Here is a 26,084-nt window from a genome sequence, read left to right on the forward strand (position 1 = left end):
TAATTTCCTGACATGCCGACGATCCTGCGGTGGGTGGAGTTCGCGGCCGGGTTGCCGTACCACGCGGCCCTGGTGCCCGTGACCGGCGGCCGCCGCGACCGGCCCGAGCCGCACGTCCACGCCGACTTCCACGAACTGGTGTACGTGACCGTGGGGGAGGGCGTCCAGCGCGTAGGCGAGGCCGAGATGCCGTTACGCGCCGGCGACGTGGTGCTGGTACGCCCGCACGACCGGCACGAGTTCGCCGCCACGACCGCCACAGGCCTGCGGTTCGTCAACATCGCCTTCCCGAGCGAGCGCTGGCGTGCCTTCGCCGACCTCGCCGGGCTGGCCGGCACGGCGGACTGGGACGGGCGCGAGCTGCCCCCGGCGGCGCGCGCCGACCTGGACGGGCCGGTCGCGGCCGAGTTCGCCCGCGTGCTGGGGGCCTATTCCGGCGTGCCGCGCGTGCTCGACCTGGTGCGGCTCTGGACGGCGGTCGTCCCGCTGCTGGAGAGTGCGGACGGCACGGCCGTGGACCGGCGGCCCGGCTGGCTGGTGTCGGCCTGCGTCGCGATGAGCCGTGAGGAGAACCTGCGCGAAGGGCTGCCCCGGCTGCTCGCGCTGGCCGCCGTGAGCTCCGGGCACCTGGCCCGCACCATGCGTACGCACTACGGCTGCACGCCCGTCGCGTTCGTGGCGAGGAGGCGGCTGGAGCACGCCGCGCTGCTGCTGACCACGACCACCGACGGCATCGGCAGAATCGCTCAGCGGTGCGGCTTCTCCGGCCAGTCGTACTTCGGGCGGCTTTTTCAACGGAAGTACGGCATGGCGCCGCGGGATTACCGGGAGGCCACGAGGCGGGCTGTGGTCCCGGCGGCTATGGACACCCAAGATATCAAGTGATTAGATGACTCGCCTCGGGCCCGTTTTCACCCCGCACCGTCACCACAAGTGAAACAGGAGGCCGGGCATGATCCGGTCGCGTCCACTGCTCATCGCCGCCGTCACCTCCCTCTTACTCGCCGGCTGCGGCTCCTCCGGCGGCACCGCCGCCCAGCAGCCCGGCAAGACCGAGCTGAAGCTCTACAACGACAAGGGTGCCTGGAGTAAGTACTTCGACGAGATGGGCGCCCTGTCCAAGCAGCAGATCGGCTTGTCGATGAAGTCGGTCGGCTACACGGACGAGCCCACGTACCAGGCGTTCATCAAGGCGTCCTTCCGCACCGACGTGAAACCCGACCTGTTCACCTGGACCACGGGCGGGCGGCTTGCGGAGATCGTCGCCCAGAAGCAGGTGGCGGAGACGACCGCGATCTGGCAGGAGGCCATCAAGAACGGCGACCTGTCCGCCGATCTGGCCCCCTACTACACCATCGGCGGCAAACAGTATTGCGTGCCGCTGAATGCGGCCTACTGGGGCATGTTCTACAACAAGAAGGTCTTCGACGAGCACGGACTGAAACCGCCAGCGACCTGGGACGAGCTGATCCAGATCGCCGACACGCTGAAGAAGGAGGGCGTGCCCGCCTTCTACCACACCTCCGTGCTCTTCGCCTTCGTCTGGTTCGAGCAGCTCCTCGCCGGCACCGACCCGGACCTGTATGACCGCCTGTCCACCGGCCAGGCCAAATACACCGATCCCGGCGTGGTCGAGGTGATGAAACGCTGGAAGTCGATGATCGACGCCGGTTACTTCAACAACCCCGGTGACAAGACCGACCCCGGCGACGTGCTCAAGACCGGCAAGGCGGCGATGGTGTCGTTCGGGACATGGTTCAACACGAGCATGACCCAGCGTGGCATGAAGGCGGGCACCGACTACGGCTTCTTCGTGATCCCGAACGTCAACGCGTCCCTCCCCAAGACCTCGATGATCTTCGAGAGCGGCCCGCTCTGCTCGCTGGCCAAGGCTCCTGACCCCGAGGCCAGCATGAAGTACCTCCAGTGGTGGGTGGGCGCCGGCGCGCAGGAGAAGTGGGCCACCGCCAGAGGAGACGTCTCGGCCAACCCCAAGGTCGCCGTCGCCGACCAGGCCATCGCGGAGGTCGGCAAGGCCGCGGGCAGTGGGGAGTATCGGCTGGTCAACCGGTATTTCGAGGCCACGCCGCCACCCGTGCTCGCCGCCGCGCTCGACGGCTTCAGCGGCTTCGTCGCCAAGCCAGACACCTACGAGAAGGTCCTCGCCGGCATCCAGGCCGCCGCCGACGAATACTGGAGCACGCACAAGCAGGGCAACTGAGCCCGTCAGAGTGACAGGTCCGCTCGCCACGGCTCGGGGACCTTGTCCCCGTAGGCGATCTCGCGGGCGCCGGCGAACGCGGCCAGCTCGGCGACCGCCCGCCCGACGGCGGTCGCCGCGTCCGCGGGCGTGCCCGGCTCGGGGAACAGCCCTTCGACCTCCAGCCGGGCCCGGCGCCGGTCCAGGCGGGGCACCAGCCTGCCCACCAGCCGGTCGCCGTGCAGGATCGGCATGATGTAGTGCCCGTATTGCCGCTTGGCCTTGGGCACGTACATCTCCGTCCGGAACGCGAACCCCCACAGGCGCTCGGTCCGCTCCCGGTCGCAGATGAGGTTGTCGAACGGCGACAGCAGCGTGGTGCGCGGCTCCCAGTCGCGCTCCAGCAGGCCGAGCGCGTCGCGGTGCACATACCACCGCTCGGCGCCGCCCTCGACCTCGGCGGGCACGACCCGGCCCGACGCCTCCAGACTGGTCAGCACCTCGGCGAGGCCGGGGTAGCGGGTCCGGATGAAGTGCCGCTCGATGTCGGCCGCTCGGGCCACGCCGAGCGCGCGCAGCGCATGCTCGGCCGCCCGCGTCACCGCCTCCTCTCGCGGCAGCGGCTCGGTCGCGGCCCACTCCGGCAGCCGGCGCTCGGGCAGGTCCCACAGGCGGGTGCGTCCCTCCCTGCCCGCCACCATGACGTGGCCCTGGAACCACAGGAAGTCCAGCATCCGCTCGACGTTGCGGCCATTGGTCCACCCGCTCGACCGCCACGCGACGGCCGCGAGGTCGTCGAACCCGCCGACAGGCAGCGGGCCCTTCTCTCGTAGCCGGTCGAGGACGTGCTGCCGTAACGCGTCGTTCGCCGCCAGCCAGTCGCGGACCTGCCGCGCGTAGCCGGACTCGCCCGCCGGATAGACGCGCATCATGACCTGATGGATCGGGTAGTCCTCGGCCAGCACGATCGACGCGGCGTGCGCCCAGTATTCGAACAGCCACCGCTCGCGCCACAGCAGCACGTCCACGTCGGCCGGATCGTAGCCGCCGACCCTGCTCCAGAGCACCAGCAGGTGACTCCGTGCCACCACGTTGACCGGATCGAGCTGCAGGCACCGCAACGTCCGCAGCACTTGCCGCAGGCCGTCCAGGTCGTTGCCGGGACGGGGGCCGGCCAGATGCTGGCAGGTCACGGCCAGCCGCCTTGCGGACTCCAGACTGAGCGTCAGAGGGCGCGACATGGTCGAAGAGCTTACTCGAAAAAGCGTTCGACCGTGATGGAGTTGAGGAGAGCGCCTGTTCGAGTCAAGGGGCCGTCCGGGCGGCGTGCGTGGCCCCGGCCAGGATCGCGCCGTACTGGATGGACACCAGGTGGCGGATCGGGATCGTCTCGCTGGAGGGGCTCTCCTCCGCCGCCGCGCACCACCCCGCGTACGTCTCCGCCAGCCGCCCCGCCGACGCCCGCATGGCGGGGGTGGTGTTGCCGATCGCGAGCTCGCCCTCCAGCGCCCGCAGCAGCATCCCCCCGAACCTGAGCCGCGCGCTGTGCAGGTGTTCCCGGATCGAGGCCACCTCGGCGACCGTGGCGGGCCGGTCGTTCTCCGCGGCCCAGGCTCGTCCCTCGTCGGTGGCGCCCATCCCGGCCACCATCGGGATGAAGCAGCTGCTGGCGCGGATGAAGGGTGACCGGCTCACCAGATCCCCGGAGACCGCCGCCAGCACCTCGCTCAAGAGCGCGGAGGTGGCCTTGAGTTCCGCCGCGTGCTCGAGCAGCAGGTCACGGTAGACGCGGCCGGTCGGGGTCGTGTCGCCGGCGGCGGCGTCCGTCCAATAGGGCACCTCCGCCGTCAGCCCCAGGGCCCCGTACCTCTTGATGTAGGAGTCGCTGGCGGCCCCGCTGATGTGCTCCGTGGGCTCCTGTCCGAGGGCCTCCATGTAGTCGTAGAAGTCCTCCATCGCGGGCGTCAGGTAGACGGCCTGCTCCAGCTGCTTCACCGACGGGTGCTCGGCCTCGCCGGCGTGCAGCGGCACACCGTACCGCGCGGGCAGGGAGGTGAGCACCTCCTGGAGCTCCGGCTCCGGCCGGTTCAGGTAGTAGAAGACGCCGCCGGACTCACCGTTGTGCAGCGTGGTCAGGAACGACGGCCGCGTGTCGTCGATCAGCCGCATCAGCGCCAGCGTCTCCGGCAGCACCCGGTCGAAATAGGCCCGCTTGTACGAGAGCGGGAACGTCCACTCGACCTGCTCGTCCACGGCCGGCCGGTAGAAGTGCCTGCCGTAGTGCGTCCGGGTGAACGGTCCGGCGAACCAGCCCTCGTTGAGCCGGGTCCCGTCCGGGTCGAGGCAGCCCACGATGTGCCAGGTGCAGCCGGCGGCGCGGCGCAGCCCGGCGTCGGCGCACAGGCGCCCGGCGAGGTGTACGACGGTCAGCCCGCCGATGGGCTCGTTCGGATGTGGCCCGGCCGCGACGATGGCGTGCCGCTGCCCGTCGCCCACGGTCAGGCAGAGAAGCGGGTCGCCCAGGCGCGAGGTGCCGATGCGGCGCAGCGTCGCCACACCGGGATGGTCGTCCGCCAGCCGCGTGAGGCCGTCGTTGACCTCATCGACGGTGGCGAAGCGATCGAATGGGGGAACGGTGTCCAGTTCGTGGAGGAGATTGTCGAGCACGCCTCAGTGTCCCTGCGATGTGCGCCGATCGGCATCGTGGGGAGCCCCAAGGTCGCCTTCCGGTCCTTGCCAGGTTCTGCCGAGCGGCCTGGTCGTCGCGTAATCGGTGATAGGCGCTATACGGTAATAGTACGATACAGTACCGTACCACTCATGGGCATTCTGATCGCCGGCGCCGGTCCCAGCGGCCTGGTTCTGGCCAACGTCCTGGCCGGACACGGCATCCCCTTCCGGATCGTGGACCGGAAGCCGGGACCGGTCCGCGAGTCGCGGGCGGCCATCGTCCATGTGCGCACGCTGGAGCTCCTGGCTCTGCTCGGCCTGCGGGAACGGGCGATGGCGCAGGGCGTACCCGTCCTTGCCGCCGAGGTCTACGAGCGTGGGCGCAAGGCCGCCGAGCTCCCGCTGGCGGCCGGTCCCGCGGCCGCGCCTCTCGCCCTGAGCCAGGACCGCACGGAGCGGCTGCTCGTCGAGGGCCTGGCCGAACGGGGGCGCGCCGTGGAATGGAACACCGAGCTGCTGTCGTGGGACGGCGCCGCCGCAGTCCTGCGCGGGCCGGACGGCGCCGAGGAACGGATGGCGGCCCGCTGGCTGGTGGGCGCCGACGGGGCGAGCAGCCGGGTACGGCACGCGCTGGGCCTCGGCTTCGCCGGCAAGACGTACCAGCAGACCGGCCTGCTCGCCGATGTCACCACCGACACCAGCCCGCCACCGGGGATCCTGCGGCTCAACCTCACCAGGGGCGGCTTCATGGGCACGCTCGACCTGGGCGACGGCCGCCTCCGATTGTTCGGCGCGATCCCGCCCGGCATGACCGTCGCCTCCGATGTCTCCGCCGCGGTCTCCCACGAGGCGTACGCGCGGGTGAGCCTCGCCGAGATCCAGCGCTTCCAGGACCTGTTCGTCGTCGGCGCGAAGGTCACCGGCATCGAGTGGACCGCCCTCTTCCGCGTGCACAGTCGCATGGCCGAGCGGTTCAGATCCGGGAACGCGTTCCTCGTCGGCGACGCCGCGCACATCCACAGCCCGGCCGGCGGGCAGGGCATGAACCTCGGGATCGGTGACGCGGTCAACCTCGGCTGGAAGCTGGCGCTCGTGGCCGCAGGGCGGGCAGATGAGCGGCTGCTCGACTCGTACGAGGCCGAGCGTCTCCCCGTGGCCAGGACCGTGCTGCGCGGCACCGACCGCGGTTTCGCGCTGGAGGCCACCCCGTCGCCCGCGCTCACGTGGCTCAGGGCGCACGTGGCCACCCGGCTCGTCGGCCCCGTCCTGCGGCTGGGCGCGGCTCGCGAACGGGTCGCCCGCCTTTTCTCCCAAACCTGGATCACCTACCGCGACAGCCCCATCGTCTCGGGACCGGGGAGTGGACCGGGACTGGGACCGGGGGAGCGGGCCTCGCCAGGGACGGCCCCGCCCGAACCGCGACATCACCTCCTGGCCCCCTCCCCCGCCGACCGCGACCACGCCGCGGCCATGCTCGCCGGCCATCCCCTCGACGTGCGCGTACACCTGCGGCCCGGCGCGGACCGGCTGGTCCGGCTGATCCGCCCGGACGGCCACGTCGGCTTCGTGGGCCCGCTGGACAGCCTGCCCGCCTACCTGGAGGAGGTGTACGGGGCCGTACGCTGATGGTCATGTCCGTGACACCCCTGAGGGGAGGGCCCGCCAGGGAGGCCGAGCTGCTCGGGGCGGTGCTCGACGTGCTGCGCGAGACCGGCTACGACCGGCTGACCGTGGACGCCGTGGTGGCCAGGGCGCGGGCCAGCAAGCAGACCGTCTACCGGCGGTGGCCCTCCAAAGCGGACCTGGTGGTGGCCGCCTTCGCGGGCGCGGTGTCGGCCGGCCCGGAGCCACCCGACACCGGCCGCCTGCGCGACGACCTGCTCGCCCTGCTCGACGGGCTGCTGCAGGAGCTGACCGAGCTCGGGGACGTCATCGCCGGGCTGCTGGGTGAGCTGCGCCGCAATCCCGCACTCGCCACGGCGATGGAGGAGAACTTCATCGCCTCGCGGCGTGAGGCTGTGGTGAGCGTGTTCGAGCGGGCGCGGGCCAGGGGCGAGCTGGCCGCTGACGCCGACGAGGACTTGCTGTGGCAGCTCGCGCCCGCCACGATCTTCTTCCGCGCGTTGATCAGCGGCCAGCCGGTGGACCGCGAGCTGGCCCGGCGACTGGTGGATCATGTGATCATCCCGCTCGCCCACGGCCCCGCTCGCTAGCCCACCCCGCATGCGGGCTCCTTTCCTGCGCACGGTAGAAGAAGGGGCCATGCCGTTCGATCCCTTCCTCGCGGAAAAGCTGGACTTGGTACGTGGCCTGTCCCGGGAGGACCTCGCCGCCGACCCGGCGTCCCAGCAGAAGATGGCCGACTACATGCGTGACCCGTCGGAGTGGGCTCTGCCGCCGCACGTGGTGGTCGAGGACCTGCAGGTGGCGGGGCCCCACGGCCAGATCCCGATCCGCACCTATCGTCCGATCGGCAGGCCCGCGACCGCCTCCCTGCTCTGGGCGCACGGCGGCGGCTTTTCCGGTGGCGACCTGGAGATGCCCGAGGCCCACGTCGTGAGCGCCGAACTGGCCGCCCGGGCCGGCGCCTTCGTCGCCTCGGTCGGCTACCGGCTGGCCCAGAACGGGGTGCGTTACCCCGTGCCGCTGGACGACGTCGACGCCGCCTGGCACTGGCTCACGACGGAGGCCATGCCCGGCCGGCGCGCCGCGCTGGGCGGCGCCAGCGCGGGAGCGGCCCTCGCCCTCGCGACCGCCCTGCGCGCCCGCGCCCAGAGGGCGGCGGACCTGCTCCTCCTGGCCTATCCCTTCGCGCATTACCCCAACCCGGCCCTCGACGACGCGACCTCCGCCGAGATGACCGCCTTGCCCCCGTTCATGCGATTCCCCACGGCGGCGATCGAGGGCATGGTCCGCAACTACGTGGGCCGGATCAGCGACCTCCCGCCCGACGCGCTCCCCGGCGCCGCCCGCCTCGCCGGCTTGCCCGCCACCCACATCCTGCTGTCCGAGTACGACGACCTCCGAGCCTCCGGCGAACTGCTCGAACGCCAGCTGCGCGAAGCCGGCGTCCCGGTGAGCACGTTCCTGGCCCGCGGAATGCCACACGGGCACCTCAACCGCACCCCGTCCCTCCGCGAGGTGGACGCCTCGCTCGGCTACTTCGCCGCCGCCTGGCGCGGCGCTCATCATGGGGGATGAAGCTGCGGGCGCATCCGATCGTGCGCGGCCCGCCTGAGGTGGGGGATGCGGTCCACCGACCTGGCCCCGGACGAGCCCGCCAGGTCGCCGGCGGGCTCGTCCGTACTGGGACAGGTCAGGGCGTACGGCTGTCCGGAACCTCCAGGGACCCAGTCAGACTCGGATGAGCGCTGCAGCCAACTCGGCATTGCGCTGGGCGAACTCGGCCCATTCAGGCAGCGTGACGGCGTTCGCCCGGGCGGCGGCCGAGCGGCTGCACTCGCGCTGGTCCCATCCATTCAGGCGCCCGCCGCGGATGGTGAACGTGATGGCGAGGCCGTCTGCCCACCCGCATACGTCTTGGTCGCCGCCGCCTTCGACGGTGACGCGCTGCACGCTCGTCACCCATTCGAGCGCAGCGACCTCGCTGTGGATCCGAGCGGCCAGTTCGAAGTTGAGCGCCGCCGCCGCACGATCGCGCGCCGCTGTCAGCACTTCACGCGCGGCCTCGGTGTTCGTCCCATCGAGCGCGGAAATGACGGCCGCGGCCAGCCGTTTTCTGGAGTGCGGGCCTACGCCGCGCCTTGTTGCGATGTCGCGTTCGGTGGCGGTAAGCCGGTCACGCGTGTATGACAGCGGGAACGCTCGGTGCAGCCCCGAGATCGCCTGCCGTGCTCTCGTCCCACCGAGGTAGGGACCGAAGCCGACGACCCCATCGAACCGTGCAACGTGGCTCGTTCGCACCCCCGCGGTGTGCGGCCGCTCGTCGACCACGATGTAGATCGACGTCTCCTCACCGCCCGTGCGATTCCAGGGCGGCATGTCGGCCTCCAGCAGGTTGCGCTCGAGCCATGCGGCCTCGTGCACCGAGTCGCACGCTACCGCCTCGACTCGGGCGACTCGGGCGACCATCTCCGCCAGGTGCAGGCGATCGCGCAGGTCGCCCCAGTAAGACTGCACCCGGCTCCGAAGGTCGGTGGCGCGCCCCAGGTAAAGGATCTGGCCGCGCCCGTCGCGGAACCGATAGACGCCAGGCTCATGAGGCAGCCGCGCTGCCGCGCGAGCAGCCGAGGGTCTAGCTGACACCGGGCCGAGTCAAACATCGGCCGCCAAGGGTGTCAACGGCCATAACGCTGTAGCGCCTGCCGGCGGCCATGCGGTCGGTGGAGACATCCCAGAGGCGTTCGGCGTCGCCCTCGTCGAGCGCATGCGGCATCACTCCGTCCGGGAGATGTGGGATCGGTGGTGGGTCCGGCCTCGTTGCAGTCGTCGTCACCTGGACATCAGGCAGGTGACGGCAGTTCGACGTCGACCACGACGGGGAAGTGATCCGAGGCGTCGGTGTCCACCACAGTGGCCGAGGTCGCCCTGACGTCCGGCGAGGACATGACGTAGTCGATGCGCGTGCGCGGGTTGTCCGTGCTGTAGGTGAGACCGTCGCCCTGGCCGGCCGTGTCCCAGGCGTCGGCCAGGGACTCCTTGAGCGTGACCATCTCGGCGGAGTCCGGCAAGGCGTTGGTGTCGCCGGTGAGGATGATGGGGTCGGGCGACTCGGCGAGCAAGTCTCGGATGGCGGCCACCTGGGCGATGCGCTCGACCTGGGAATTGTGCTGGAGGTGCGTGGTGAGGACGCGGACGTCGACGCCGCGCACCTTGATCCGCGCCTCCAGCAGACCCCGCTGCTCCCCGCCTTGCGGCCGGGGGAGCAGGGTGTTCCGCCACTCGCGGATCTTGTAGGTGGACAGGATGGCGGTGCCGTACTGCTGCCTTTCCGCGCCGGGCTCGGGGGGATCGCGGTCGATGTTCGCGCCGAAGACGGCGTGCATGCCGAGCCGGGTGCCCAGCCACTTCGCCTGGTCCACGAAGTCGGAGCGCACGCTGTGGTGGCGGTCCACCTCCTGGAGGCCGATCACCTGGGCGCCGGAGTCCTGGATGACCTGCGCGATCCGTTCGAGGTCCAGCTTGCCGTCGTTGCCCACGCCATGGTGGATGTTGTACGTGGCGACGCGTAACTGCCGGACGCTGTCGGCGTGGGACGGGGTGGCGGCGAGGGACAGGACGGCGATGAGCACGACGAGCAGGGCGCGGACGCGGGAGTGTGTCACGGTTCTCCTTGTTGTAGCCAGGCCGCCGTGTCGGGCGGGAGCAGGCCGTGGGCCAGGTCGCCGCTCAGCAGCAGCACCCGGGTGTGCGCGGGTAGTTCGATCGGCGCCCGCGACAGGTTGACCACGCAGGCGAAGCCGGGGTCGCGGGTGAAGGCGAGCACGTCGGGCCCCGCGGGCAGCCACGTCATCGTGCCGTCGCCGAGTGCGGGCTCGTCTCCGCGGATCCGCAGCGCGGTCCGGTACAGCGACAACATCGAGTCCGGGTCGCGCTCCTGCGCCGCGACCGTGAGCGGGCGCCACTCCGGCGGCTGCGGCAGCCACGTGCGTGCCGGGCCGAACCCGAACGGCGGGTGCGCCCCCTCCCAGGGAATCGGCACTCTGCACCCGTCGCGGCCGAGCTCCGCCCCGTTCGTACGGCGGGTCACGGGATCCTGTCGCAGCTCCGCTGGGATGTCGAGGACCTCCCACAGGCCGAGCTCGTCCCCCTGATAGAGGTAGACGCCGCCGGGCAGCGCCATGGTGAGCAGCGCGGCGGCCCTGCCCCGCCGGGTGCCCAGCGCGAGATCGGCGGGCTCGTCGCGGGTCCGCTGGGTGTATCCGGTGTCGCTCCGGCCGTAGCGGGTCACGTGCCGGGTGACGTCGTGGTTGGACAGCACCCAGGTCGGAGGCGCCCCTGCGGGCGCGTGCGCGGCGAGCGTGGAGTCGATGACGGCGCGCAGCCGGCCGGCCTCCCACGGGCTGCGCAGGAAGGGGAAGTTGAACGCCGTGTGGAGCTCGTCGGGGCGCAGGTACCGAGCGAAGCGGGCGGGGTCGCTCACCCAGATCTCGCCGACGAACATCCGTTCGCCCGGGTAGGAGTCGAGCAGCTTGCGCCACGAGCGGTAGATCTCATGGACCTCCGGGCGGTCGGCGTGCGGCTGGTCCATCGGATCGGGGTCGGGACCGAGGTCGGGCAGGCCGTCCGCCTTCACCAGCCGGTCGGCCACGTCGATGCGGAAGCCGTCCACGCCGCGGTCGAGCCAGAACCGCAGGATCGACTCGAACTCCGCCCGCACGTCGGGGTGCTCCCAGTTGAGGTCTGGCTGGGACGAGTCGAACAGGTGGAGATACCACTCGCCGTCGGGCACCCGGGTCCAGGCGGGTCCGCCGAAGCGCGACGGCCAGTCGTTGGGAGCGTCGCGGAAGTGGTAGCGCTCGCGTTCCGGTGACCCGGGTCCGCCGGTCAACGCTGCTCGAAACCACGGATGCCGGTCGGAGGTGTGGTTCGGGACGATGTCGACGATCACCCGCAGCCTGTGGTCGTGGGCCTCGGATATGAGGGCGTCAGCCTCCGCCAGCGTCCCGAAGAGCGGGTCTATATCGCGGTAATCCGCGACGTCGTAGCCGGCGTCGGCCATCGGCGACACGTACCAGGGAGTGAGCCAGAGCGCGTCCACCCCGAGCTCGCGCAGGTACGGCAGGCGAGCGCGCAGCCCCGCGAGGTCGCCCACGCCGTCGCCGCTCCCGTCCGCGAAGCTGCGCAGGTACACCTGGTAGATCGCGGCGCCCCGCCACCAGCTCACACCTCCCCCCACAGCACCGTGCGGCCTTCCAACCGCGATCTCTCGGCCGCGAAAGCCATCCGGTGGCTGTCGAGCGACGCCTCAAGAGAGGTCGACGGAGCGCCGCCGCCGGTCAGCGAGGAGACGAAGGCGTCCATGAGCCCGTCGTCGCCGCCCGAATGGCCGCGATGATCCTTCGTCTCGCCCTCGGCCGGACCGGCGAGCAGCTCGATCGTCTGGTGCCGCATGGGGCCCCGCCTGCGGCGTACGACGTCTCTGGCGTGGGGCAGCTCCGGCAGGACCGCGGTGGGGGAGAAGAGGTCGATCTCCACCGACCCCGACCGAACATGCCCCGCGATCTCCCCGCTGCTCCCCGTCAGCCGCACCGTCCGGGTGTTCTGCCCGGTGAAGGCCGAGGTCGACAGCGTCGCGGTGAGACCGCCGGGAAAGGACATCACGGTCTGCTGGTGGTCGACGACGTTGTTGCCGCCGGCGAACACGCATCGGCCGTACGGCCCGTGTTCGAGGGCTCGCAGCCGTCCCTCCGGCGAGGTGTCGGCGCCCAGCAGCGCCACCGGGGAGCCGTGCACGTCGCGCAGCGCGTCCACGTAGTAGCGGGGGGCGTAGAACGGGCAGTCGTCCGCGTGCGGGCAGCCGTCCAGGCATCGCTCAGGAGCGCCGGGCGGCGCGTTCTCCGGACGGAAGTAGGTCAGCTCGCCCACGCTGGACACGCTCTCCGGAGGGGAACCGGCGAACCAGCGGATCGCATCGAGGTCGTGACAGGTCTTGGCGAGCACCATCGGGCTCGACGTCGAGGAGTTTCGCCAGTTGCCGCGCACGTAGGAGTGAGCGAAGTGCCAGAAACCGATGTTCTCCTCGATGCGCATGGTGACCAGGCGTCCGATCGCGCCGCCCGCCACCAGCTGGTGCAGGGTCTGCCAGAACGGCTGGTAGCGCATGACGTGGCCGACGGAGATGCGCGCGTTCAGGCGGCTGCCGCCGTCGGCGAGTTGCTCCAGCTCCGCCGGCGTCGACGAGACGGGCTTCTCCACGAGCACGGCCAGGCCGCGGCGGGCCGCCTCCAGCGTCGGCGCGACATGGTCACGGTCGGGCAGAGCGACGATCACCCCGTCCAGGTCCAGGTGCTCGGCGTCGGCCAGCAACGGCTTCCAGTCGTGGTAGCGGCGCTCGTCCGGAACCCCCGCCACCGCCGCGAGACCGTCCCGGCGATCCGGGATCGGGTCGGCCACGGCCGCGATCTGCGCCCGCTCGGGATGCCGGACGATCCATCGCCCGTAGGAATCCCTCCCGCGGCTCCCGGCGCCGAGGACGCCCAGCCGAACTGGCATGTCTTTCATCCCTTCTCCGCTCCGGCGGTGAGCCCGGAGATCAACAACCGCTGCGCCAGGAAGAACCCCGCGACCACCGGGATGGTGACCGCGATGGACCCGGCCATCAGCACGGTGGCCGGCACCGAGAACTCGGTGAGCTGCGAGATGCCCAACGCCACCGTCCAGCGCGGCCGGTCGTGCACGAGGAACAGCAGCGCGAACAGGTACTCGTTCCAGGCGATCATGAAGACGTACAGGGACGTGGCGGCGATGCCCGGCAACGCCATCGGCAGCACGACCCTGCGGATGAGAGCCAGCCGCCCGCAACCGTCGATCATCGCCGCCTCCTCCACGCTCGCGGGCACGGCGATGAAGTAGTTGCGGAGCATGTAGAGCGCGACCGGCACGGTCTGGGCGATGTAGACCAGCACCAGCCCGATCAGGGTGCCGGTCAGCCCCACGCGGCTGAGCAGCACGAACAACGGAACGGCCAGGACGATGCCGGGGAGCATGTAGACGCCCAGGAAGAGGACGTTGACGGAGCGGCGCCCGAAGAAGTCCAGCCGGACGGCCGCGTACCCGCCGAGCACGCTGAACAGGACGGCCAGCACCACGGTCGCCAGAGCGACCTGCAGCGAGTTGAGCATGAAGCCGCCCAGTCCGTATTCGCCCATCGCCCTGGGGTAGGCCTCCAGCGTCACCTCCTCGGCCGAGGGGATCAGCGACAGCGGCGCCGCGGCGACCGACGCGAACGGCCGCAGCGACAGCAGGATGGCGTAGACCAGCGGGCCCGCGCACACGATGACCGTCAAGGTGATGACCAGCCATTTGAGCACCCCGAGAATGCGGTCTCCGCCGTTCATGCCGCCTCCTTCGTCGGCAGCATGAACGGCAGCCGGCTGTGTTTGCCCGGTCGCTCGCTGCGCTCGCTCATGTCCGCTCCCTCCTGATCATCCAGGCGTACACGAACAGCAGCACCAGGAGCATGGCGGTCATCAGGAGCCCGGTAGCCGAGGCCGTGCCGATGTTGGCCCGGGTGACCAGCTCCTCGTACACCCGTACGGCCAGCACTTCGGTGCCGCCCGCTCCTCCGGTGAGCAGGTAGATGTCGTTGAAGTTCTGGAAGGACCAGATGAACCGCAGCACGATCAGCAGGGCGATCACGCCGCGCAGTTGCGGCAGGACGATGTGCAAGAACGCCCGGACCTTGCCCGCGCCGTCGATCGCCGCCGCCTCCTCCAGCTCCGTCGGCGCGACCTGCAGTCGCGCGGTGATGAAGAGGAAGGCCAGCGGGAACGTCTTCCACACCTCGAAGGCGATCACGGTCACCAGTGCGACCGGGATCGGGATCCCGCCGAGCTCCTGGCTGCGGGTGGTGAGGAAGGCGATCGGGTCCTCCCAGCCGATCAGCTGCCTGCCGACGGCGTTGACCAGGCCGTACTCGGTGTTGAGCAGGGTCTTCCAGATGGTGGTGGCCGCCACCACCGGCAGCACGTACGGGATCAGCACCAGGGCCCTGACCAGCCCACGACCACGGAACGGCCGGCGCAGCGCCATCGCCACCACCAGACCGGCCGTGATCGCCCCCGCGGTGGTGCAGGCCGCGTACGCGAGCGTGGTGCCCAGCGCGGACCAGAACCTGTCGCTCCCCCAGGCCGACCGGAAGTTGGCCAGGGTCAGCGTGAGCCGGTCGAGCGACAGCCGGGGGATGTCGACGAGCCGGACATCGGCGAACGCCAGCACGAGGACGGCCAGGAAGGGCAGCACGACGAAGGCCAGCACGACGAGCATGGTCGGGCTGACCAGCAACCTGCCGTGCAGGTCATCCCGCTGGGACCGGTTGAGCGGGCGGCCCCAGCGGGTGAACACCAGCCGTTTCGAGGTCATTCACCCAGGTCCTGCTTGACGGAGTCGACCTCTGCCGCCATCTTCTTCGCCACGTCGGCCGGCGACGTCCCGCTGAACAGGGGCCCGAGCTCCTTCGACAGGGTGCCCTGGGAGAACACCACGCCGGCCAGGGTGGCGTCGTCGGTGCCCCATCCCCAGCGGCCGAACGACGCTGCGCCCTTCGCGAGCTGGTCCACGACGTCCTCGCCGTAGACCGCCTTGATCGATTTCTTTGTGGCCGGGTCGTTGCCGACCGGGAGGTCGGCCCACGCGTCGAGGTACTCGGTGGACCCCTTCGCCGGTCCCGGCCGCATCGGGATCCGGCCCTCGGCGGCCGTCGACAACATCTCCACGTATCCCTCGGACATGGCGAAGGAGATGAACTTCTTGGCGTTCTCCACCGACGCGCCTCGGGGGATGGCGTAGTTGGACGTCTGGCCGTACTGCGGAGCCGTGCCGAGAGCCGTCACGAAACCGGTGTTCTCCGCCAGGTATGTCGGGTCCTTCTTGCATTCCTCGCACGTGACCGGGTTGTCCTTGTCCAGGCCGGCGACCTCGTCCACGATGTGCGAGGAGAACAGGAGCATCGCCGCGTCTCCGGCGAGGTAGGCGGCTCGTGCGGCGCCGACGTCGAGCTCCCCGGTGCCCGCTGCGGCGCCGAGCTTCTGGACGGCGTCCAGGCCGGTGACGCATTCCGGCGAGTCGATGGCGACGGTGCCGTTCGTCACGAGCTGGCAGCCGGCGGCCTGCAGCAGCGACTCCAGGCCCTCGCCGGTGTAGCCGTCGCCTGGTTGGGTGCCCATCGCGATGCCCCGCACACCGTCCTTCGCCAGCTTCTGCGCCGCGGTGACGATGTCCTCGACCGACTCGGGGGCCTCCAGGCCCGCGCTCTTGAACAGGTCCTTGCGGTAGGAGATCACATGCCCCCAGCCGTCGCTGGGCACAGCGCCGAGCTTTCCGCCGACCGTGGCCATCCGGATGGCGCTCTCGGTGAAGGTGCCGGCTCCCAGCTCATCGACGATCTGCTGCGGCGCCTCGGTGTCCATGAGGCCCTGGGCGTTCCAGGCCGCGATCAGGTTGGGGCTGTAAAGGATCACGTCGGGCACTTTGCCGGAGGCGGCACCGGTGACCAGGCTCTGGCTGGCCTGTTTGGACTCGAGCGGCACGACCTCGACTTTGATGCCGGTCTTGCTGGTGAACTTCGCCGCGACGGACTGCTGGACGGCCAGCCGGGCCGGTGTGGTGTGCGGCGTCCAGAAGGTGAGGGTCGCCGCGGCGGACGACTCCTGAGGTTCCGCGCCGCCACAGGCTCCCGTTAGCAGCAGAGCCGTCGTCGCCACGCTTAAGGTGACTTTCCTCATGGGTTCGTCTCCCGCAGATAGGTCACGCTGGAAAACTCGTACCGGTCACCGCGGTACAGCGCGTGCACCTGCTCGACCCGGCGACCGTTCTGGTCGTAGCCGATGTGGGGCACGCAGAGGGCCGCGGTGCCCTCCTTGACGCCGAGGAGCTCGGCCTGTTCCGCGTCCACGTTGACAGCGGTGATCGTGCGCTCGTGCCGGGTTATCCGGATGTCGTAGCGATCGGCGAGCAGCTGGTGGAGCGAGCCGGTGAGGTCCTCGTCGATCAGTCCGGGGACGAAGGCGGCGGGCAGGCACACCTGCTCGTAGCTGAGCGGGGTGTCGTCAGCGGTCCGTACCCTGCCGATCTGGTAGACGGCGTCGCCGGGCTTGATCCCGAGGGTGGCGGCGAGCCGCGCGTCGGCGTCGAAGGCGGTCCGCTCGATGACCCGGGATCCCGGCCGCCATCCGCGCTTCTGCGCGTCCTGGGTGAATGACGACAGGGTCGGGCCCTTGGACACTTGCGGAGGAACCACCATGTAGCTGGCCCCGGGCGCCGAGCGGATCAGCCCGTCGGCCTCCAGCAGCTTCAACGCGGCGCGAACGGTCATGCGGGCGACGCCGAACTCCTCGGCGAGCCGGCGCTCCGAGGGAAGCACGGTGGCGGGCCCGGGAACGGCGATGAACCTTGCCTCGATCAGGGTCCGGACCATCTGAGCCTTGTTCGCCGTACGCGCCACAGAAACCCTTTCCCTCGGCTTAAGTAGACCATTGGTATACCTAAGGCCGCGGCCGAGTCAATGGGCGAGCACCTCGCGTACCTCGAAGTCGTCGGTCATGACCACGAACTCCGCCGCGCGGCCCGCTTCGATGCGCCCGCAGTCCAGGCCGAGCAGCCGGGCGGGCACGGCTGAGGCCGCGGCCGAGGCGACGGTCACCGGCAGCCCGACCTCGCGTACGGCCCGCCGTACCGCCTGCGCCATGGTGAGCGTGCTGCCGGCCAGCGATCCGCTGCCGACCAACTCCGCGCGCCCCGCGCTCACCTGCACCTGCCGCGCGCCGCGCGCGTACCGGCCGTCGCCCATGCCGGCCCCGGCCGACGCGTCGGTGATGAGGGCGACGCGATCGGGCGCCTGGCGCACGATGAGCCTGACGATGGGATCGGCCAGATGGATGCCGTCGTTGATGACCTCGAGGACGACCTCCGGCGACTCGCAGGCCGCGAGGAACGGCCCGGGCTCGCGGTGATGCAGCCCGCGCATGCCGTTGAAGGTGTGGGTGAGCACCCGCGCGCCGGCGTCGAAGGCCGCGCGGCACGTGGCGTAGTCGCCGTCGGTGTGGCCCACGGCGGCGATGACGTCGCACGCCACCAGCTCCCTGACCAGATCCAGGCCACCGGGAAGCTCGGGGGCGACCGTGACCATGCGGATGCCGCCCCGTCCGGCCTCCAGGAGCTTGCGCAGCTCCGCCGTCGCCGGCGCGCGCAGATGATCAGGATCATGCGCCCCGCAACGCAGGTGGGACAGGAACGGCCCTTCGAGATGAGCCCCGGCCACACCGGGCTCGCTCGCCATCAGGTCGGCCACCCAACCGGCGGCCCGGGCCATCTGTTCCACGGGAGAGGACACCAGGCTGATCAGGATCCGGGTGGTTCCGTGTAAGCGGTGGAAGGCCACGGTGGCCGCCAGGTCGGCCGGTGAGTCGATCGCCGACACCCCGCCCCCGCCGTGCGCGTGGATGTCCACGAACCCGGGCAGGAGCCAGCCGCCGCCGAGATCGCGGATCGGGGTGCCGTCGCGCGGCGGCGCCCCGGCCCCGACGCCGGCGATGCGCCCGCCCCTGATCTGGACCCAGCCTGGTTCGAGTACGTCCGAGGGGGTCACCACGCGGGCGCCGGCGAGAATCTGATCGGTCATTCCACCACACTCCAGGCGAGGATTCCGGCACCGAGCAGAGACGCGCGGATTCCCAGCGCCCCCCGCGAGATGGGCGGCGGCTCCCGGAACGACAGCCGGGCCGCCAGCCCCTTCGCCAGCGGATCCAGGAGCCGTTCACCCGCGCCGGCCAGGCCGCCGCCGATCACGATGAGCTCGGGGTCGAGCAGGAGCGTGCACGTGGCCAGACCTGTCGCCAGCGCCTCGATCGCCTCGTTCACCACCCGCTTCGCATGGTCGTCGCCCTGATCGGCGCGGGCGAGGACGTCTTCCGTCCGCAGGCGGCCCTTGCCGTAGCGGCGGACGATCGAGGCGGCCGAGGCGTAGGTCTCCAGGCATCCGCGTCGCCCACACGAGCAGGGCTCCCCATCTGGACGGACCGGGATGTGGCCCGCCTCTCCCGCATGGCCGCCGGCGCCGCCGTACGGCCGGCCCTCCAAGATCATCGCGCCCGCGATGCCCGTGCCGATCGCCAGGAACAGGAAGTTCCGCGCGTACGCCCCGGCGCCGTAGACGTTCTCGGCGAGGCCGCCCGCCCGCACGTCGTGCCCGAGGGCCACCGGAATGCCCAGCCTCTCGCCGAGCATCGCGGAGATGGGCGCGTCCCGCCAGCCGAGGTTCGCCGCCCGGGAGGCGACGCCCGCCTTCTCGTCCACCAGGCCGGGAACGGCCACACCGGCCGCCGGCGGCGGCACGGACGCCTGCGCCGCCAGGTCCGCCGCGAAGTCCCCGAGCCTGTTCAGCACGTGCTCCGGCCCTCGCTCGCGTCTGGTCGGGCGTTGCTCGAAGGCCTCCACATCGCCGTCGCGGGTGACGAGTGCCCCCTTCATCGCCGTCCCGCCCACGTCCACAGCGATCACATGGCTTGTCATGCGCCGATCGTAGGTCCTGCCGATGATCTCGTCCGCCGGGGTCATGACCTTGCGGGGGCTACGCGGCCATCCCATCGAACGCACTCCACCGGCGTGGCCACTGCGGGCTCAGCAGCAGCGAGTCCCGCGACCGTTCGCTGATCAGGTGAACAGAGAACAGCTCTTCTAAGCCGCATGACTCCGACCGCGTTTCCGGAGAGTCACGTACCGTCATCACTCAACCACAGCACTCCTGAAGCAGGCGTACCACCGATCCGCCAAGAACAGGACCTGCGACAAGGTTCGAGTGAGTCCCGACAGGCTGTCTGGAGCCACTCAACATGGCTTCAGGCTTAGCCGAAAGTGCCCGTGGAGCCTCCAGATGGATCATGAGAAAGCCGAACCACTGGTTCCGGTCAGCGCCGACAGCGCCCGGTCGAGCTGAGCGGCACAGCGGTGCACGAGACTTATCGGCAGCAGACTCGCCTCCGAGCGAGGCCCACCCGCGGAGCTGAGCATGCGCGCCAGGTGGTGCTGATCCAATCCCTGGCCGAGAATGTCGATGACCTGGTTGAACACCGGGTGAGGGGTGCGGATGGTCACAGACCAGGCGTCGGCGACGTATTTTGTCCGCCGCGTGGGCGTCGTCGAAGATGAGGGTGTGGACGGCCGGGAACGCCGAGTTGACGTTGAACACGTGGCTGTAGGTGGTGACGGCGATCACGACCGCGGTTTCGTACCGGGCGCGGTCGCGCTCGTCCAGGTGAGGTTCGGGCCGACCAGGCAGACCGATCGGATGCCATCGTCGCGGCCGACATGGTACGCCTGGTGTGCCAGTTGCCGGGTCGGGCAGGCGTACACGATCCGCTGCCCCCTTCGCTGGCGCTTTCATTCGCCGATCAGCAGGCCCACCAGAGTCTTTCCAGAACCGGTAGGCAGTTCCAGGGCCACGTCCGGCGTGTCCAGGCTGATCGGCGTGGAAGCTGCGGAGCATGTCAGCCTGGTGCGACCAGCGGGCTCCATTGCCCGCCGGGAGTGCGGGGCAGATCGGAGAAGAGTTCCTCCGGTGTCGCGGCCGTCGGCGGGCGCGTGTGCGACGTGCGAAAGTGCGGGCGCCTCGGCTCGGACATCAGCCGGTCTCCTTGGTTGGCTACACATCCTCGAGGGATTGTGCCAAGGTCTGCCAGCTCGGGATGTCTCATCCGGAAAACGTTGAATCCTTGCTGCGGCCTAGCCGTTGATCAGTGGTTCGGATTCGTGTGCGTGGCAGTAAGCGGGTGGCATGCTGGTTGATTATGGGTGAGGATCGGGGAGCGCGCTGGGCGTGGGCGGCTGTATGTGTGACCCTGGTCGTGGTGGCGGCTGCGGTGGGGATACTTGGCCTGCCTGGCGCGACGTGGGGAGATGTCGATCCGGCGAGTGCGATCATCGCACTGGCGGCCTTGGCTGTGGCGGTGTGGGCCGGTCGGCAGGCCGTACTCGCGCAGCGGTACACCGACATCGATGTGAACGCCTGGTCCAGGTGGCTGGCCGACGCGGTCCTGGAGGCCGAGACTCAAGCGCGGCACCAGATGCTGGGCCGTGCTGACAAAACCATCAACGTCGACTTCGTGTTCAGGCCCGCACCGGCGCACAACGCCGCCGGCGCCCCTGCGGCGGGAAGCCTGCAAGAGGTGGCGGCCTACTATCGCGAGTTGCGGCCCCGGCGGCTGGTCATCACCGGAGCGCCCGGAGCGGGCAAGACGGTCTTGGCGGTCGAGCTGATGCTGGGGCTGCTCACCAGACGTCAACCTGATGACCCGATCCCCGTTCGCCTGTCTGCGGCGTCCTGGGATCCAGGCACTCGGGTGCGGGACTGGTTGACCGGGCACCTGGCCCGCGCCTATCGGATGGCACCGCGTACGGCCGCCGCTCTCGTCGCTGCCGGGCGGGTGCTGCCGGTCGTCGACGGCCTCGACGAGATGGACACCGACCCGGAACCCGGCTACACCTCCCGTGCCGCGCAGGCGCTGCAGGCGCTGAACGACTATCAGCGCGGCCAGGAGAAGGCCGAGCTCGTACTCACCTGCCGCACCGGCCAGTACAACGCGCTCACTCGCACTGAGGTGTGGGCCGAGAACGCCGCCCGAGTCGAGATTACCCCGCTCAGCGCAAGCAAGGCGCTGACGTTCACAGAATGCCGGGTCGGCAGCAACCAGAACATGGACCGCTGGCGGGACGTCCTGGACGCCATCGATTTCCGCCCCGAGGCGCCGCTCTCCCGCGCTCTGGACAGTCCCTGGCGGCTCACCATGGCCATCACCGTTTATGAGCAACGCGACCCCGCCACCGGCCGCTACCTCCGTGATCCTGCAGAGCTGGCCGGCCCGGTCTTGGACCATCCCGACAAGATCCGCGACCATCTCCTCGCGCTTTATATTCCCGCCGTCACGGCACCCCGCGGGCACTCTGCCGGACCCTACCGTCCCGAGAAGGTTCACGCCTGGCTGGCGGTGCTGGCCACCTACCTGGACACCAACGCCGGCACCGGCCGCACCGTCGGCGGACGTCCGCTGTCGAGCACCGACATCATTCTTCACGAGCTCTGGCCCTTGGCCGGCAACCGCCCCCGATTTCTCGCCATCGCGCTCACCGCCATTGTCTGGCTCACCATTGTCTGGCTCGCCTTCGGCGGAGCGCTGCTGCCCGGGGGAATGGCCAACTCGTCCAACCCGTACCTTGTGGCGATCTTCATCGCCGTCGGGGTGTATATGTGCTTCTCGGCTTGGGGGCCGACCTGGCCTAAACCCTCCCGTCTGGGCACCTTACGACGGCCCACCAGCAAGGGCTGGAAGGGGCTCGGGGCCGGGCTCCGGGGCGGGCTTGCGACCGGGCTCCTGGCCTGGCTCGCCATCGAGCTCACCTTCGGGCTCTGGTTGGGAGTCGCGGCTGGAGTCATCACCGCGCTCACCGTCGGGCTCACCGTCGGGCTCACGGCGCCGGCGGCCGAGGGCGCCACAAACCCACGCGACGTCGTGAGATCCGACATTGAGGTCGGGCTCACGGCCGGGCTCGCGTTCGGGCTCATGGCGGCGGCAGCCGTCGGGTTGTGGTCCTCACTCCAAGGCGGGGCCGCGCTCGTGGCCATCGCCTACGGAGTGGCGGTAGGCCTCGCGATCAACCTCGCGGCCGGAGTCACATTCGGGCTCGCGGCGGGACTCGCGGGCGGCAGCGTCACGTTCGGACTCGCGGCCGGAATCGCGGGGACGAGATACCTTGCGCTGCTGCTGTGCACGCGGGGGCGGCTCCCACTCAGGCTAGGAGGTTTCTTGCAGTGGTGCTATCACGCAGGGCTCATCCGCACGGCCGGGATCGCCTACCAATTCCGGCACCGCGAACTGCAGGACTACCTCGCTCGACACCCCGTCCCGCAACCACTCCAATCTGGATGATCACTGTCACTCCTCCTGACCGACAGGCCAGGTCTTGTCCAACTGTACGGAGCAGGCGCTGCGGCGGGTCGAGGAACAGGCCGGGCAGACGTGCGATGCTCTGGATCGGGCTGTGGCGCTGATGGACTGGGCCGGGAGCGGAGGAGCGGCGAAATCTCGAGATTTCATCACCCCGCTGTCGCCCACGACGCGGCCAAGACCGATGCGATCTTCGACGATGAGCACCTGATCGCGTACGGCGGGCTGGCCCCGGCGATGCGGCTGGCCGAGCGGTACGACCTGGACGCCCTGGTTGGCGAGCGCGTGGCCATCACCGCCGCCGACGGCGTCAACGCGCCGGCGAAGGTCGCCTCGATCGTGGCGGGCATGATGTGCGGCGAGCAGGCCCGGCCACCGAAGAACTGCGCCCACTCCCCGAGCAACTGACCGCCGGACCGACTCCTTGTCTCCTGCATGAACGCCTGTCAGGTCCACGACCGCGCCGTTGAACACCTCCAGATGCATTCCCTGTACGATCTCGGCACCCGCCCCGGTAGCGGCCTCAACCGCCTTGCACATCTCCGCAGACGCGACGATGCCGTACGCCAACGCGCGGACATCGCCAGAGACCCCGCGAACATCCAGCCCTAACGCCTCGGCGATCGCCCACGGCGGGCATCCATTCCGTACCGCCAACCGATCGACCCAGGACGCGAACGACTCGCCAGGCACTGGAGCAATTACCAGGGCCAACCGCCGAGGCCGGGCCGCACCATTCCGGGCTGAACCTCCTGCCGTAGACGCGCCTACTGACATCCCCGATGGCCTACTGCCAAGTCCGCTGACACCTCCCGCGCCGTACTGACATCTGCAAGCGCCTCTGACACAGGCGTGTCTGGCGCCGCTGAACATGACAGCGGGGCCTGGGGCTGACCTGGGCACTGTCATTTCGACAGGTGTCGAAATATCGGTATTCGCGTCATCGAAGTTGGCAGTACCCAGCCGAAGATCATGCGCGCGTGGGTTGAGGGCTATGGCTCCAGGCTTCGAAGTATCTGGCCGAAAGTTGCCGGCGGAACCTCCAGACGGGTGTCTCTATCCGTTCTCCTCACTGCGAGCGGCAGCGTAGGAGAGTTCGGATGCGGCCGACGCGTCGAGCCATCGGCTGAGCGCGGTTGCGGCCTCGGTGATGTCGTCGGCGCCCATCCTCCAGCACAGAGCGGTTCCTCCCTGCTCTCGGAAGGCGGCGCAGTTGTTCGCTGAGTCATCAATGAGCAGCGCGTCTTGGAAGGTCATGCCGTGCCGGCTCAGCCAAGGCCCGAAGAATGCGACGATACCTTCGCTCTTGAGCACTGCGACGTCGCTGGAACAGATCATGTCGTCGCAGACGAAGGCCCACTCGGCCAACGTCGCCGCCGGACGGTGGCCTGCCGGGCGCCGGGTTTTGCGTACCCGCCTGAAAGTGTCGGCGAAGCAGTCCGCGTTGTCGGTGGACACGACGATCGAGGCACTCGTCTTGACCTCGCGGAGTATCTCGAACAACGGAACGTTGACCCTCATCCGGGCGCAGTCGGCCAGTAGCCGGCGCTGGAGGAAGTCATCGCGGAACCGGCGGTCCAGCTTGATGCCCATGCCTGCGATCACCTGAGCGGAGGACACCTGACCCTTCATCCAGGCGTGGGCCCCCTCGCCGGTGAAGATCGGCGCAAGGCTTTCCACCAGTTGCAAGTGAAGCGGATGCCCGGCGTTGTCTCGGATAGACGACCAGAAGGGATCACAGGAAAGCACACCGTGCCAATCAACGAATACCACCCTGTCTGGGGGCGGCACTTGCGTCATCGCTTTGATTCCTCCCGTTGGGGAGCATGTTGCGGGGCCTCAGTGAGTCTGAACGCCGTGCGCTTGAAGCCGAGCGATGATCAGCTCTCGGAGTTCGCGTTCTTGAGCAGCTCTATCGTGACGTCCAGTGCGGTCAGCGGCTGCCGCCCAGCGTTCGAGAACGTCGATCGTGAGAAGCCATTGGGCGATTGTGAGTTTGGGTTTCACGATCTCGTCCGGTGGCGGCCACGAACCGGAGCCGGGAACGCCGGGTGTCCAGTGGGCGATCTGATCCCAACCGACCCTTCGGATGCTGCGCGCGAGGTCGGCCCGCTGGCGATTGCCATCCACTGTCTCGACGCTGGCGTCATTGTCCATGCATGCGTCGATGAGCCCCCACTGACGGAGAGGCATCGCGATGATCAGCCCGACACTCATGTCGGGCATGGTGCCGAGATCGGTAAGGGGCGTCAAGGTGGATCCGGAAAGGCTCGTCGCCCCAGCACTTGGCCCGCCTTGGATCCTTGGCAGATGGGGTTGGCGGGAAGTCTCGGTCGGGGACGTTCAATCCACGCCGCACCAGTAGGCGAGCTGGCGGCTCGTGCTTTTGACCACGCGCGGTGGGGACTCAGGTTGTGGCCAGATCTGCAGCAGGTAGCGGTCGACGACGGCATCTCGCGAAGTCAAACTGTTCACTTTGGCGCCTTCGTCCACGTTCACGGCGTGATATCGCAACCGATACCACCCCGGTCCCGAGGGCAAGTCGGGTAGCAGATGATCGTCTTCACCCCACCATTCGGCTATGCGGAGCGATTCCGACTGGGCCAAGAAGCTGATCTCCACGATGTCCTCGTATTCGTCGGTGTCAGCTCCCGGGTCCTGGTCGGCCACGGTCACCGAGAAGCCAACCGGACCCGTGTGCAGGCCCGTGATCAGGAGAGCTTTGCCGTCCTCCACTGCCACCCGGATAATTCCCACGGGATGCTCAGGATGGTTGTCAGGACGGTCCTCCACGACCGGGAACTCGTCGTATGCGTCAGCGAGGTAGGCCTGCCGGTAATGGACGTGGAGATCGAACGACATGGTCCGCGTGGTGGTCATGGTCGCCAAGAATACGATCATGAGCTGACATTTCTCATGGTCTAGGCACCACGGGCGGCCGACGCCTCCCGGGCGGCGAGGAACTCATCCAGCAGCGTGAAGAGAACCTCGATAACCTTGACCTCCTCTTCACGGGTCAGTTCCCACTGCTCCCACCCATCAGGGAGAGCGATATGGCGCACCTGCCCATGCCAACCGTGGTTGCAGTCCTGGCCCCGCCGAGCCACCAGCCACTCCCGCCAGCCGCTCAGTCCAGGACCTCCATGACGCAGTGCGTGCTGGTCATAACCGTCCAGGAAACCCTCAACCCCAGCAAGCCTCGACCCCACCACGAACATGCCCAACCGCTTGGCCACGTGGGCGAAGTACTCACGTTCGCTCATTCCCGCCAGGTCCGCCGTCACCGATCCGCCTCCTGACCCACCGCCAACTTGATCTTGATGGCAAGTATCGCCGGGATGTGGGCACTACCTCCGAAGATTTCCCGCATTCGGAAGGGCTGCGTCGCCCAGCTATGCCTCAACCACGATCTGTTATCACTGGAAGGAGGGCCGGACGCCTGTGATCGTCTGCCAAGGGCGTAGGCCTTGGGACTGTACGGTTTTCGGTGTAACTCCTGATCAAGGAGAACGCACCTGATGAGTACTGTGATCCAGGCATCGACGGAGATCGACCTGGAGGACGCCGCAGTGGCACGCAAGGAGCCCAAGGACGCA

Annotated in this window: 25 protein-coding genes; 7 read left to right on the forward strand and 18 right to left on the reverse strand. The window is 69.4% G+C overall.

Going from position 1 to position 26,084, the window contains the following annotated elements; genetic code table 11:
* Nucleotides 1-12: 12 nt before the first annotated feature.
* Together ACTWPT_RS50825 and ACTWPT_RS50830 are read left to right on the forward strand one after the other, a co-directional pair.
* A complete protein-coding gene (locus ACTWPT_RS50825) occupies nucleotides 13-885 on the forward strand; it encodes an AraC family transcriptional regulator (RefSeq protein ID WP_443184774.1) in 873 nt (290 codons plus the stop codon).
* A gap of 67 nt (nucleotides 886-952) precedes the next feature.
* Complete coding sequence (locus ACTWPT_RS50830; protein WP_443184775.1) at nucleotides 953-2,221, forward strand: ABC transporter substrate-binding protein; 1,269 nt, start codon at nucleotides 953-955, stop codon at nucleotides 2,219-2,221.
* A gap of 5 nt (nucleotides 2,222-2,226) precedes the next feature.
* On the opposite strand, the gene ACTWPT_RS50835 is transcribed toward ACTWPT_RS50830, so the two are convergent.
* Together ACTWPT_RS50835 and ACTWPT_RS50840 are read right to left on the reverse strand one after the other, a co-directional pair.
* Nucleotides 2,227-3,441, reverse strand: a complete 1,215-nt coding sequence (locus ACTWPT_RS50835) for a winged helix-turn-helix domain-containing protein (protein WP_443184776.1) — start codon at nucleotides 3,439-3,441, stop codon at nucleotides 2,227-2,229.
* Nucleotides 3,442-3,505: 64 nt separating this feature from the next.
* A complete protein-coding gene (locus tag ACTWPT_RS50840) occupies nucleotides 3,506-4,867 on the reverse strand; it encodes a M14 family zinc carboxypeptidase (protein ID WP_443184777.1) in 1,362 nt (453 codons plus the stop codon).
* Nucleotides 4,868-5,020: 153 nt separating this feature from the next.
* Between ACTWPT_RS50840 and ACTWPT_RS50845 the strand changes: the two genes are divergently transcribed.
* The 3 genes from ACTWPT_RS50845 to ACTWPT_RS50855 are packed head-to-tail and all read left to right on the forward strand — an operon-like array spanning nucleotide 5,021 to nucleotide 8,071.
* The gene (locus ACTWPT_RS50845) at nucleotides 5,021-6,496 is read left to right on the forward strand and encodes an FAD-dependent monooxygenase (protein WP_443184778.1); all 1,476 of its coding nucleotides are present in this window, start codon (nucleotides 5,021-5,023) and stop codon (nucleotides 6,494-6,496) included.
* A gap of 5 nt (nucleotides 6,497-6,501) precedes the next feature.
* Nucleotides 6,502-7,083, forward strand: a complete 582-nt coding sequence (locus ACTWPT_RS50850) for a TetR/AcrR family transcriptional regulator (RefSeq protein ID WP_443184779.1) — start codon at nucleotides 6,502-6,504, stop codon at nucleotides 7,081-7,083.
* A gap of 49 nt (nucleotides 7,084-7,132) precedes the next feature.
* A complete protein-coding gene (locus ACTWPT_RS50855; RefSeq protein ID WP_443184780.1) occupies nucleotides 7,133-8,071 on the forward strand; it encodes an alpha/beta hydrolase fold domain-containing protein in 939 nt (312 codons plus the stop codon).
* 153 nt (nucleotides 8,072-8,224) lie between these two features.
* On the opposite strand, the gene ACTWPT_RS50860 is transcribed toward ACTWPT_RS50855, so the two are convergent.
* The 12 genes from ACTWPT_RS50860 to ACTWPT_RS50915 all read right to left on the reverse strand — a co-directional run bounded on the left by ACTWPT_RS50860 (nucleotide 8,225) and on the right by ACTWPT_RS50915 (nucleotide 20,169).
* Nucleotides 8,225-8,917 (reverse strand): hypothetical protein, encoded by a 693-nt coding sequence (locus ACTWPT_RS50860; protein ID WP_443184781.1) that lies wholly within the window; start codon nucleotides 8,915-8,917, stop codon nucleotides 8,225-8,227.
* A 416-nt stretch (nucleotides 8,918-9,333) separates the two neighbouring features.
* Entirely contained in the window at nucleotides 9,334-10,155 is an 822-nt protein-coding gene (locus ACTWPT_RS50865; RefSeq protein WP_443184782.1) for an endonuclease/exonuclease/phosphatase family protein, read from the reverse strand.
* Nucleotides 10,152-11,717: a glycoside hydrolase family 13 protein gene (locus ACTWPT_RS50870; RefSeq protein WP_443184783.1), complete on the reverse strand. Its 1,566-nt coding sequence runs from the start codon at nucleotides 11,715-11,717 to the stop codon at nucleotides 10,152-10,154. The genes ACTWPT_RS50865 and ACTWPT_RS50870 overlap by 4 nt, the downstream gene beginning before the upstream one ends.
* The gene (locus ACTWPT_RS50875; protein ID WP_443184784.1) at nucleotides 11,714-13,045 is read right to left on the reverse strand and encodes a Gfo/Idh/MocA family protein; all 1,332 of its coding nucleotides are present in this window, start codon (nucleotides 13,043-13,045) and stop codon (nucleotides 11,714-11,716) included. The genes ACTWPT_RS50870 and ACTWPT_RS50875 overlap by 4 nt, the downstream gene beginning before the upstream one ends.
* Before the next feature lie 5 nt (nucleotides 13,046-13,050).
* Nucleotides 13,051-13,890 (reverse strand): carbohydrate ABC transporter permease, encoded by an 840-nt coding sequence (locus tag ACTWPT_RS50880; protein WP_443184785.1) that lies wholly within the window; start codon nucleotides 13,888-13,890, stop codon nucleotides 13,051-13,053.
* Nucleotides 13,891-13,957: 67 nt separating this feature from the next.
* A complete protein-coding gene (locus ACTWPT_RS50885; protein ID WP_443184786.1) occupies nucleotides 13,958-14,914 on the reverse strand; it encodes a carbohydrate ABC transporter permease in 957 nt (318 codons plus the stop codon).
* Nucleotides 14,911-16,275, reverse strand: a complete 1,365-nt coding sequence (locus tag ACTWPT_RS50890) for an ABC transporter substrate-binding protein (protein ID WP_443184787.1) — start codon at nucleotides 16,273-16,275, stop codon at nucleotides 14,911-14,913. Before ACTWPT_RS50890 ends, ACTWPT_RS50885 begins: the two co-directional genes overlap by 4 nt.
* A complete protein-coding gene (locus ACTWPT_RS50895) occupies nucleotides 16,272-16,967 on the reverse strand; it encodes a GntR family transcriptional regulator (protein WP_443184788.1) in 696 nt (231 codons plus the stop codon). The genes ACTWPT_RS50890 and ACTWPT_RS50895 overlap by 4 nt, the downstream gene beginning before the upstream one ends.
* Nucleotides 16,968-17,051: 84 nt before the next feature.
* Nucleotides 17,052-18,170: an N-acetylglucosamine-6-phosphate deacetylase gene (nagA, locus tag ACTWPT_RS50900; RefSeq protein ID WP_443184789.1), complete on the reverse strand. Its 1,119-nt coding sequence runs from the start codon at nucleotides 18,168-18,170 to the stop codon at nucleotides 17,052-17,054.
* Nucleotides 18,167-19,060, reverse strand: a complete 894-nt coding sequence (locus ACTWPT_RS50905) for an ROK family protein (RefSeq protein WP_443184790.1) — start codon at nucleotides 19,058-19,060, stop codon at nucleotides 18,167-18,169. Before ACTWPT_RS50905 ends, nagA begins: the two co-directional genes overlap by 4 nt.
* Before the next feature lie 366 nt (nucleotides 19,061-19,426).
* Nucleotides 19,427-19,642: a hypothetical protein gene (locus tag ACTWPT_RS50910; RefSeq protein ID WP_443184791.1), complete on the reverse strand. Its 216-nt coding sequence runs from the start codon at nucleotides 19,640-19,642 to the stop codon at nucleotides 19,427-19,429.
* A 392-nt stretch (nucleotides 19,643-20,034) separates the two neighbouring features.
* Nucleotides 20,035-20,169, reverse strand: coding sequence for a hypothetical protein (locus ACTWPT_RS50915; protein WP_443184792.1), 135 nt, complete (start codon nucleotides 20,167-20,169; stop codon nucleotides 20,035-20,037).
* Nucleotides 20,170-20,379: 210 nt separating this feature from the next.
* Between ACTWPT_RS50915 and ACTWPT_RS50920 the strand changes: the two genes are divergently transcribed.
* Together ACTWPT_RS50920 and ACTWPT_RS50925 are read left to right on the forward strand one after the other, a co-directional pair.
* Nucleotides 20,380-22,470, forward strand: a complete 2,091-nt coding sequence (locus ACTWPT_RS50920) for an NACHT domain-containing protein (RefSeq protein WP_443184793.1) — start codon at nucleotides 20,380-20,382, stop codon at nucleotides 22,468-22,470.
* A 90-nt stretch (nucleotides 22,471-22,560) separates the two neighbouring features.
* The gene (locus ACTWPT_RS50925; RefSeq protein WP_443184794.1) at nucleotides 22,561-22,896 is read left to right on the forward strand and encodes a hypothetical protein; all 336 of its coding nucleotides are present in this window, start codon (nucleotides 22,561-22,563) and stop codon (nucleotides 22,894-22,896) included.
* A 648-nt stretch (nucleotides 22,897-23,544) separates the two neighbouring features.
* On the opposite strand, the gene ACTWPT_RS50930 is transcribed toward ACTWPT_RS50925, so the two are convergent.
* From ACTWPT_RS50930 to ACTWPT_RS50945, 4 genes are all read right to left on the reverse strand, one after another.
* Nucleotides 23,545-24,288, reverse strand: a complete 744-nt coding sequence (locus tag ACTWPT_RS50930) for a hypothetical protein (protein WP_443184795.1) — start codon at nucleotides 24,286-24,288, stop codon at nucleotides 23,545-23,547.
* A 39-nt stretch (nucleotides 24,289-24,327) separates the two neighbouring features.
* The gene (locus ACTWPT_RS50935; protein WP_443184796.1) at nucleotides 24,328-24,705 is read right to left on the reverse strand and encodes a hypothetical protein; all 378 of its coding nucleotides are present in this window, start codon (nucleotides 24,703-24,705) and stop codon (nucleotides 24,328-24,330) included.
* 126 nt (nucleotides 24,706-24,831) lie between these two features.
* Nucleotides 24,832-25,368 (reverse strand): hypothetical protein, encoded by a 537-nt coding sequence (locus ACTWPT_RS50940; protein WP_443184797.1) that lies wholly within the window; start codon nucleotides 25,366-25,368, stop codon nucleotides 24,832-24,834.
* Between the two features lie 41 nt (nucleotides 25,369-25,409).
* Nucleotides 25,410-25,772 carry a hypothetical protein gene (locus ACTWPT_RS50945; RefSeq protein ID WP_443184798.1) on the reverse strand — a complete coding sequence of 121 codons (363 nt, stop codon included), beginning with the start codon at nucleotides 25,770-25,772 and terminating at the stop codon, nucleotides 25,410-25,412.
* Nucleotides 25,773-26,084 lie beyond the last annotated feature (312 nt).

Origin of the sequence: Nonomuraea sp. 3N208 (assembly GCF_052245935.1) — a bacterium.
In the GTDB taxonomy this organism is placed as follows: Bacteria; Actinomycetota; Actinomycetes; order Streptosporangiales; family Streptosporangiaceae; genus Nonomuraea.

What these genes read in the sequence shown, in the direction of transcription:
- ACTWPT_RS50895 (WP_443184788.1), bottom strand. Translation starts at nt 16,967, where the DNA reads ATGGTCCGGACCCTGATCGAGGCAAGGTTCATCGCCGTTCCCGGGCCC.
- ACTWPT_RS50845 (WP_443184778.1), top strand. Translation starts at nt 5,021, where the DNA reads ATGGGCATTCTGATCGCCGGCGCCGGTCCCAGCGGCCTGGTTCTGGCC.
- ACTWPT_RS50835 (WP_443184776.1), bottom strand. Translation starts at nt 3,441, where the DNA reads ATGTCGCGCCCTCTGACGCTCAGTCTGGAGTCCGCAAGGCGGCTGGCC.
- ACTWPT_RS50850 (WP_443184779.1), top strand. Translation starts at nt 6,502, where the DNA reads ATGTCCGTGACACCCCTGAGGGGAGGGCCCGCCAGGGAGGCCGAGCTG.
- ACTWPT_RS50880 (WP_443184785.1), bottom strand. Translation starts at nt 13,890, where the DNA reads ATGAACGGCGGAGACCGCATTCTCGGGGTGCTCAAATGGCTGGTCATC.
- ACTWPT_RS50915 (WP_443184792.1), bottom strand. Translation starts at nt 20,169, where the DNA reads ATGTCCGAGCCGAGGCGCCCGCACTTTCGCACGTCGCACACGCGCCCG.
- ACTWPT_RS50935 (WP_443184796.1), bottom strand. Translation starts at nt 24,705, where the DNA reads ATGAGTGTCGGGCTGATCATCGCGATGCCTCTCCGTCAGTGGGGGCTC.
- ACTWPT_RS50875 (WP_443184784.1), bottom strand. Translation starts at nt 13,045, where the DNA reads ATGCCAGTTCGGCTGGGCGTCCTCGGCGCCGGGAGCCGCGGGAGGGAT.
- ACTWPT_RS50905 (WP_443184790.1), bottom strand. Translation starts at nt 19,060, where the DNA reads ATGACAAGCCATGTGATCGCTGTGGACGTGGGCGGGACGGCGATGAAG.
- ACTWPT_RS50940 (WP_443184797.1), bottom strand. Translation starts at nt 25,368, where the DNA reads ATGACCACCACGCGGACCATGTCGTTCGATCTCCACGTCCATTACCGG.
- ACTWPT_RS50830 (WP_443184775.1), top strand. Translation starts at nt 953, where the DNA reads ATGATCCGGTCGCGTCCACTGCTCATCGCCGCCGTCACCTCCCTCTTA.
- nagA (WP_443184789.1), bottom strand. Translation starts at nt 18,170, where the DNA reads ATGACCGATCAGATTCTCGCCGGCGCCCGCGTGGTGACCCCCTCGGAC.
- ACTWPT_RS50825 (WP_443184774.1), top strand. Translation starts at nt 13, where the DNA reads ATGCCGACGATCCTGCGGTGGGTGGAGTTCGCGGCCGGGTTGCCGTAC.
- ACTWPT_RS50855 (WP_443184780.1), top strand. Translation starts at nt 7,133, where the DNA reads ATGCCGTTCGATCCCTTCCTCGCGGAAAAGCTGGACTTGGTACGTGGC.
- ACTWPT_RS50885 (WP_443184786.1), bottom strand. Translation starts at nt 14,914, where the DNA reads ATGACCTCGAAACGGCTGGTGTTCACCCGCTGGGGCCGCCCGCTCAAC.
- ACTWPT_RS50930 (WP_443184795.1), bottom strand. Translation starts at nt 24,288, where the DNA reads ATGACGCAAGTGCCGCCCCCAGACAGGGTGGTATTCGTTGATTGGCAC.
- ACTWPT_RS50890 (WP_443184787.1), bottom strand. Translation starts at nt 16,275, where the DNA reads ATGAGGAAAGTCACCTTAAGCGTGGCGACGACGGCTCTGCTGCTAACG.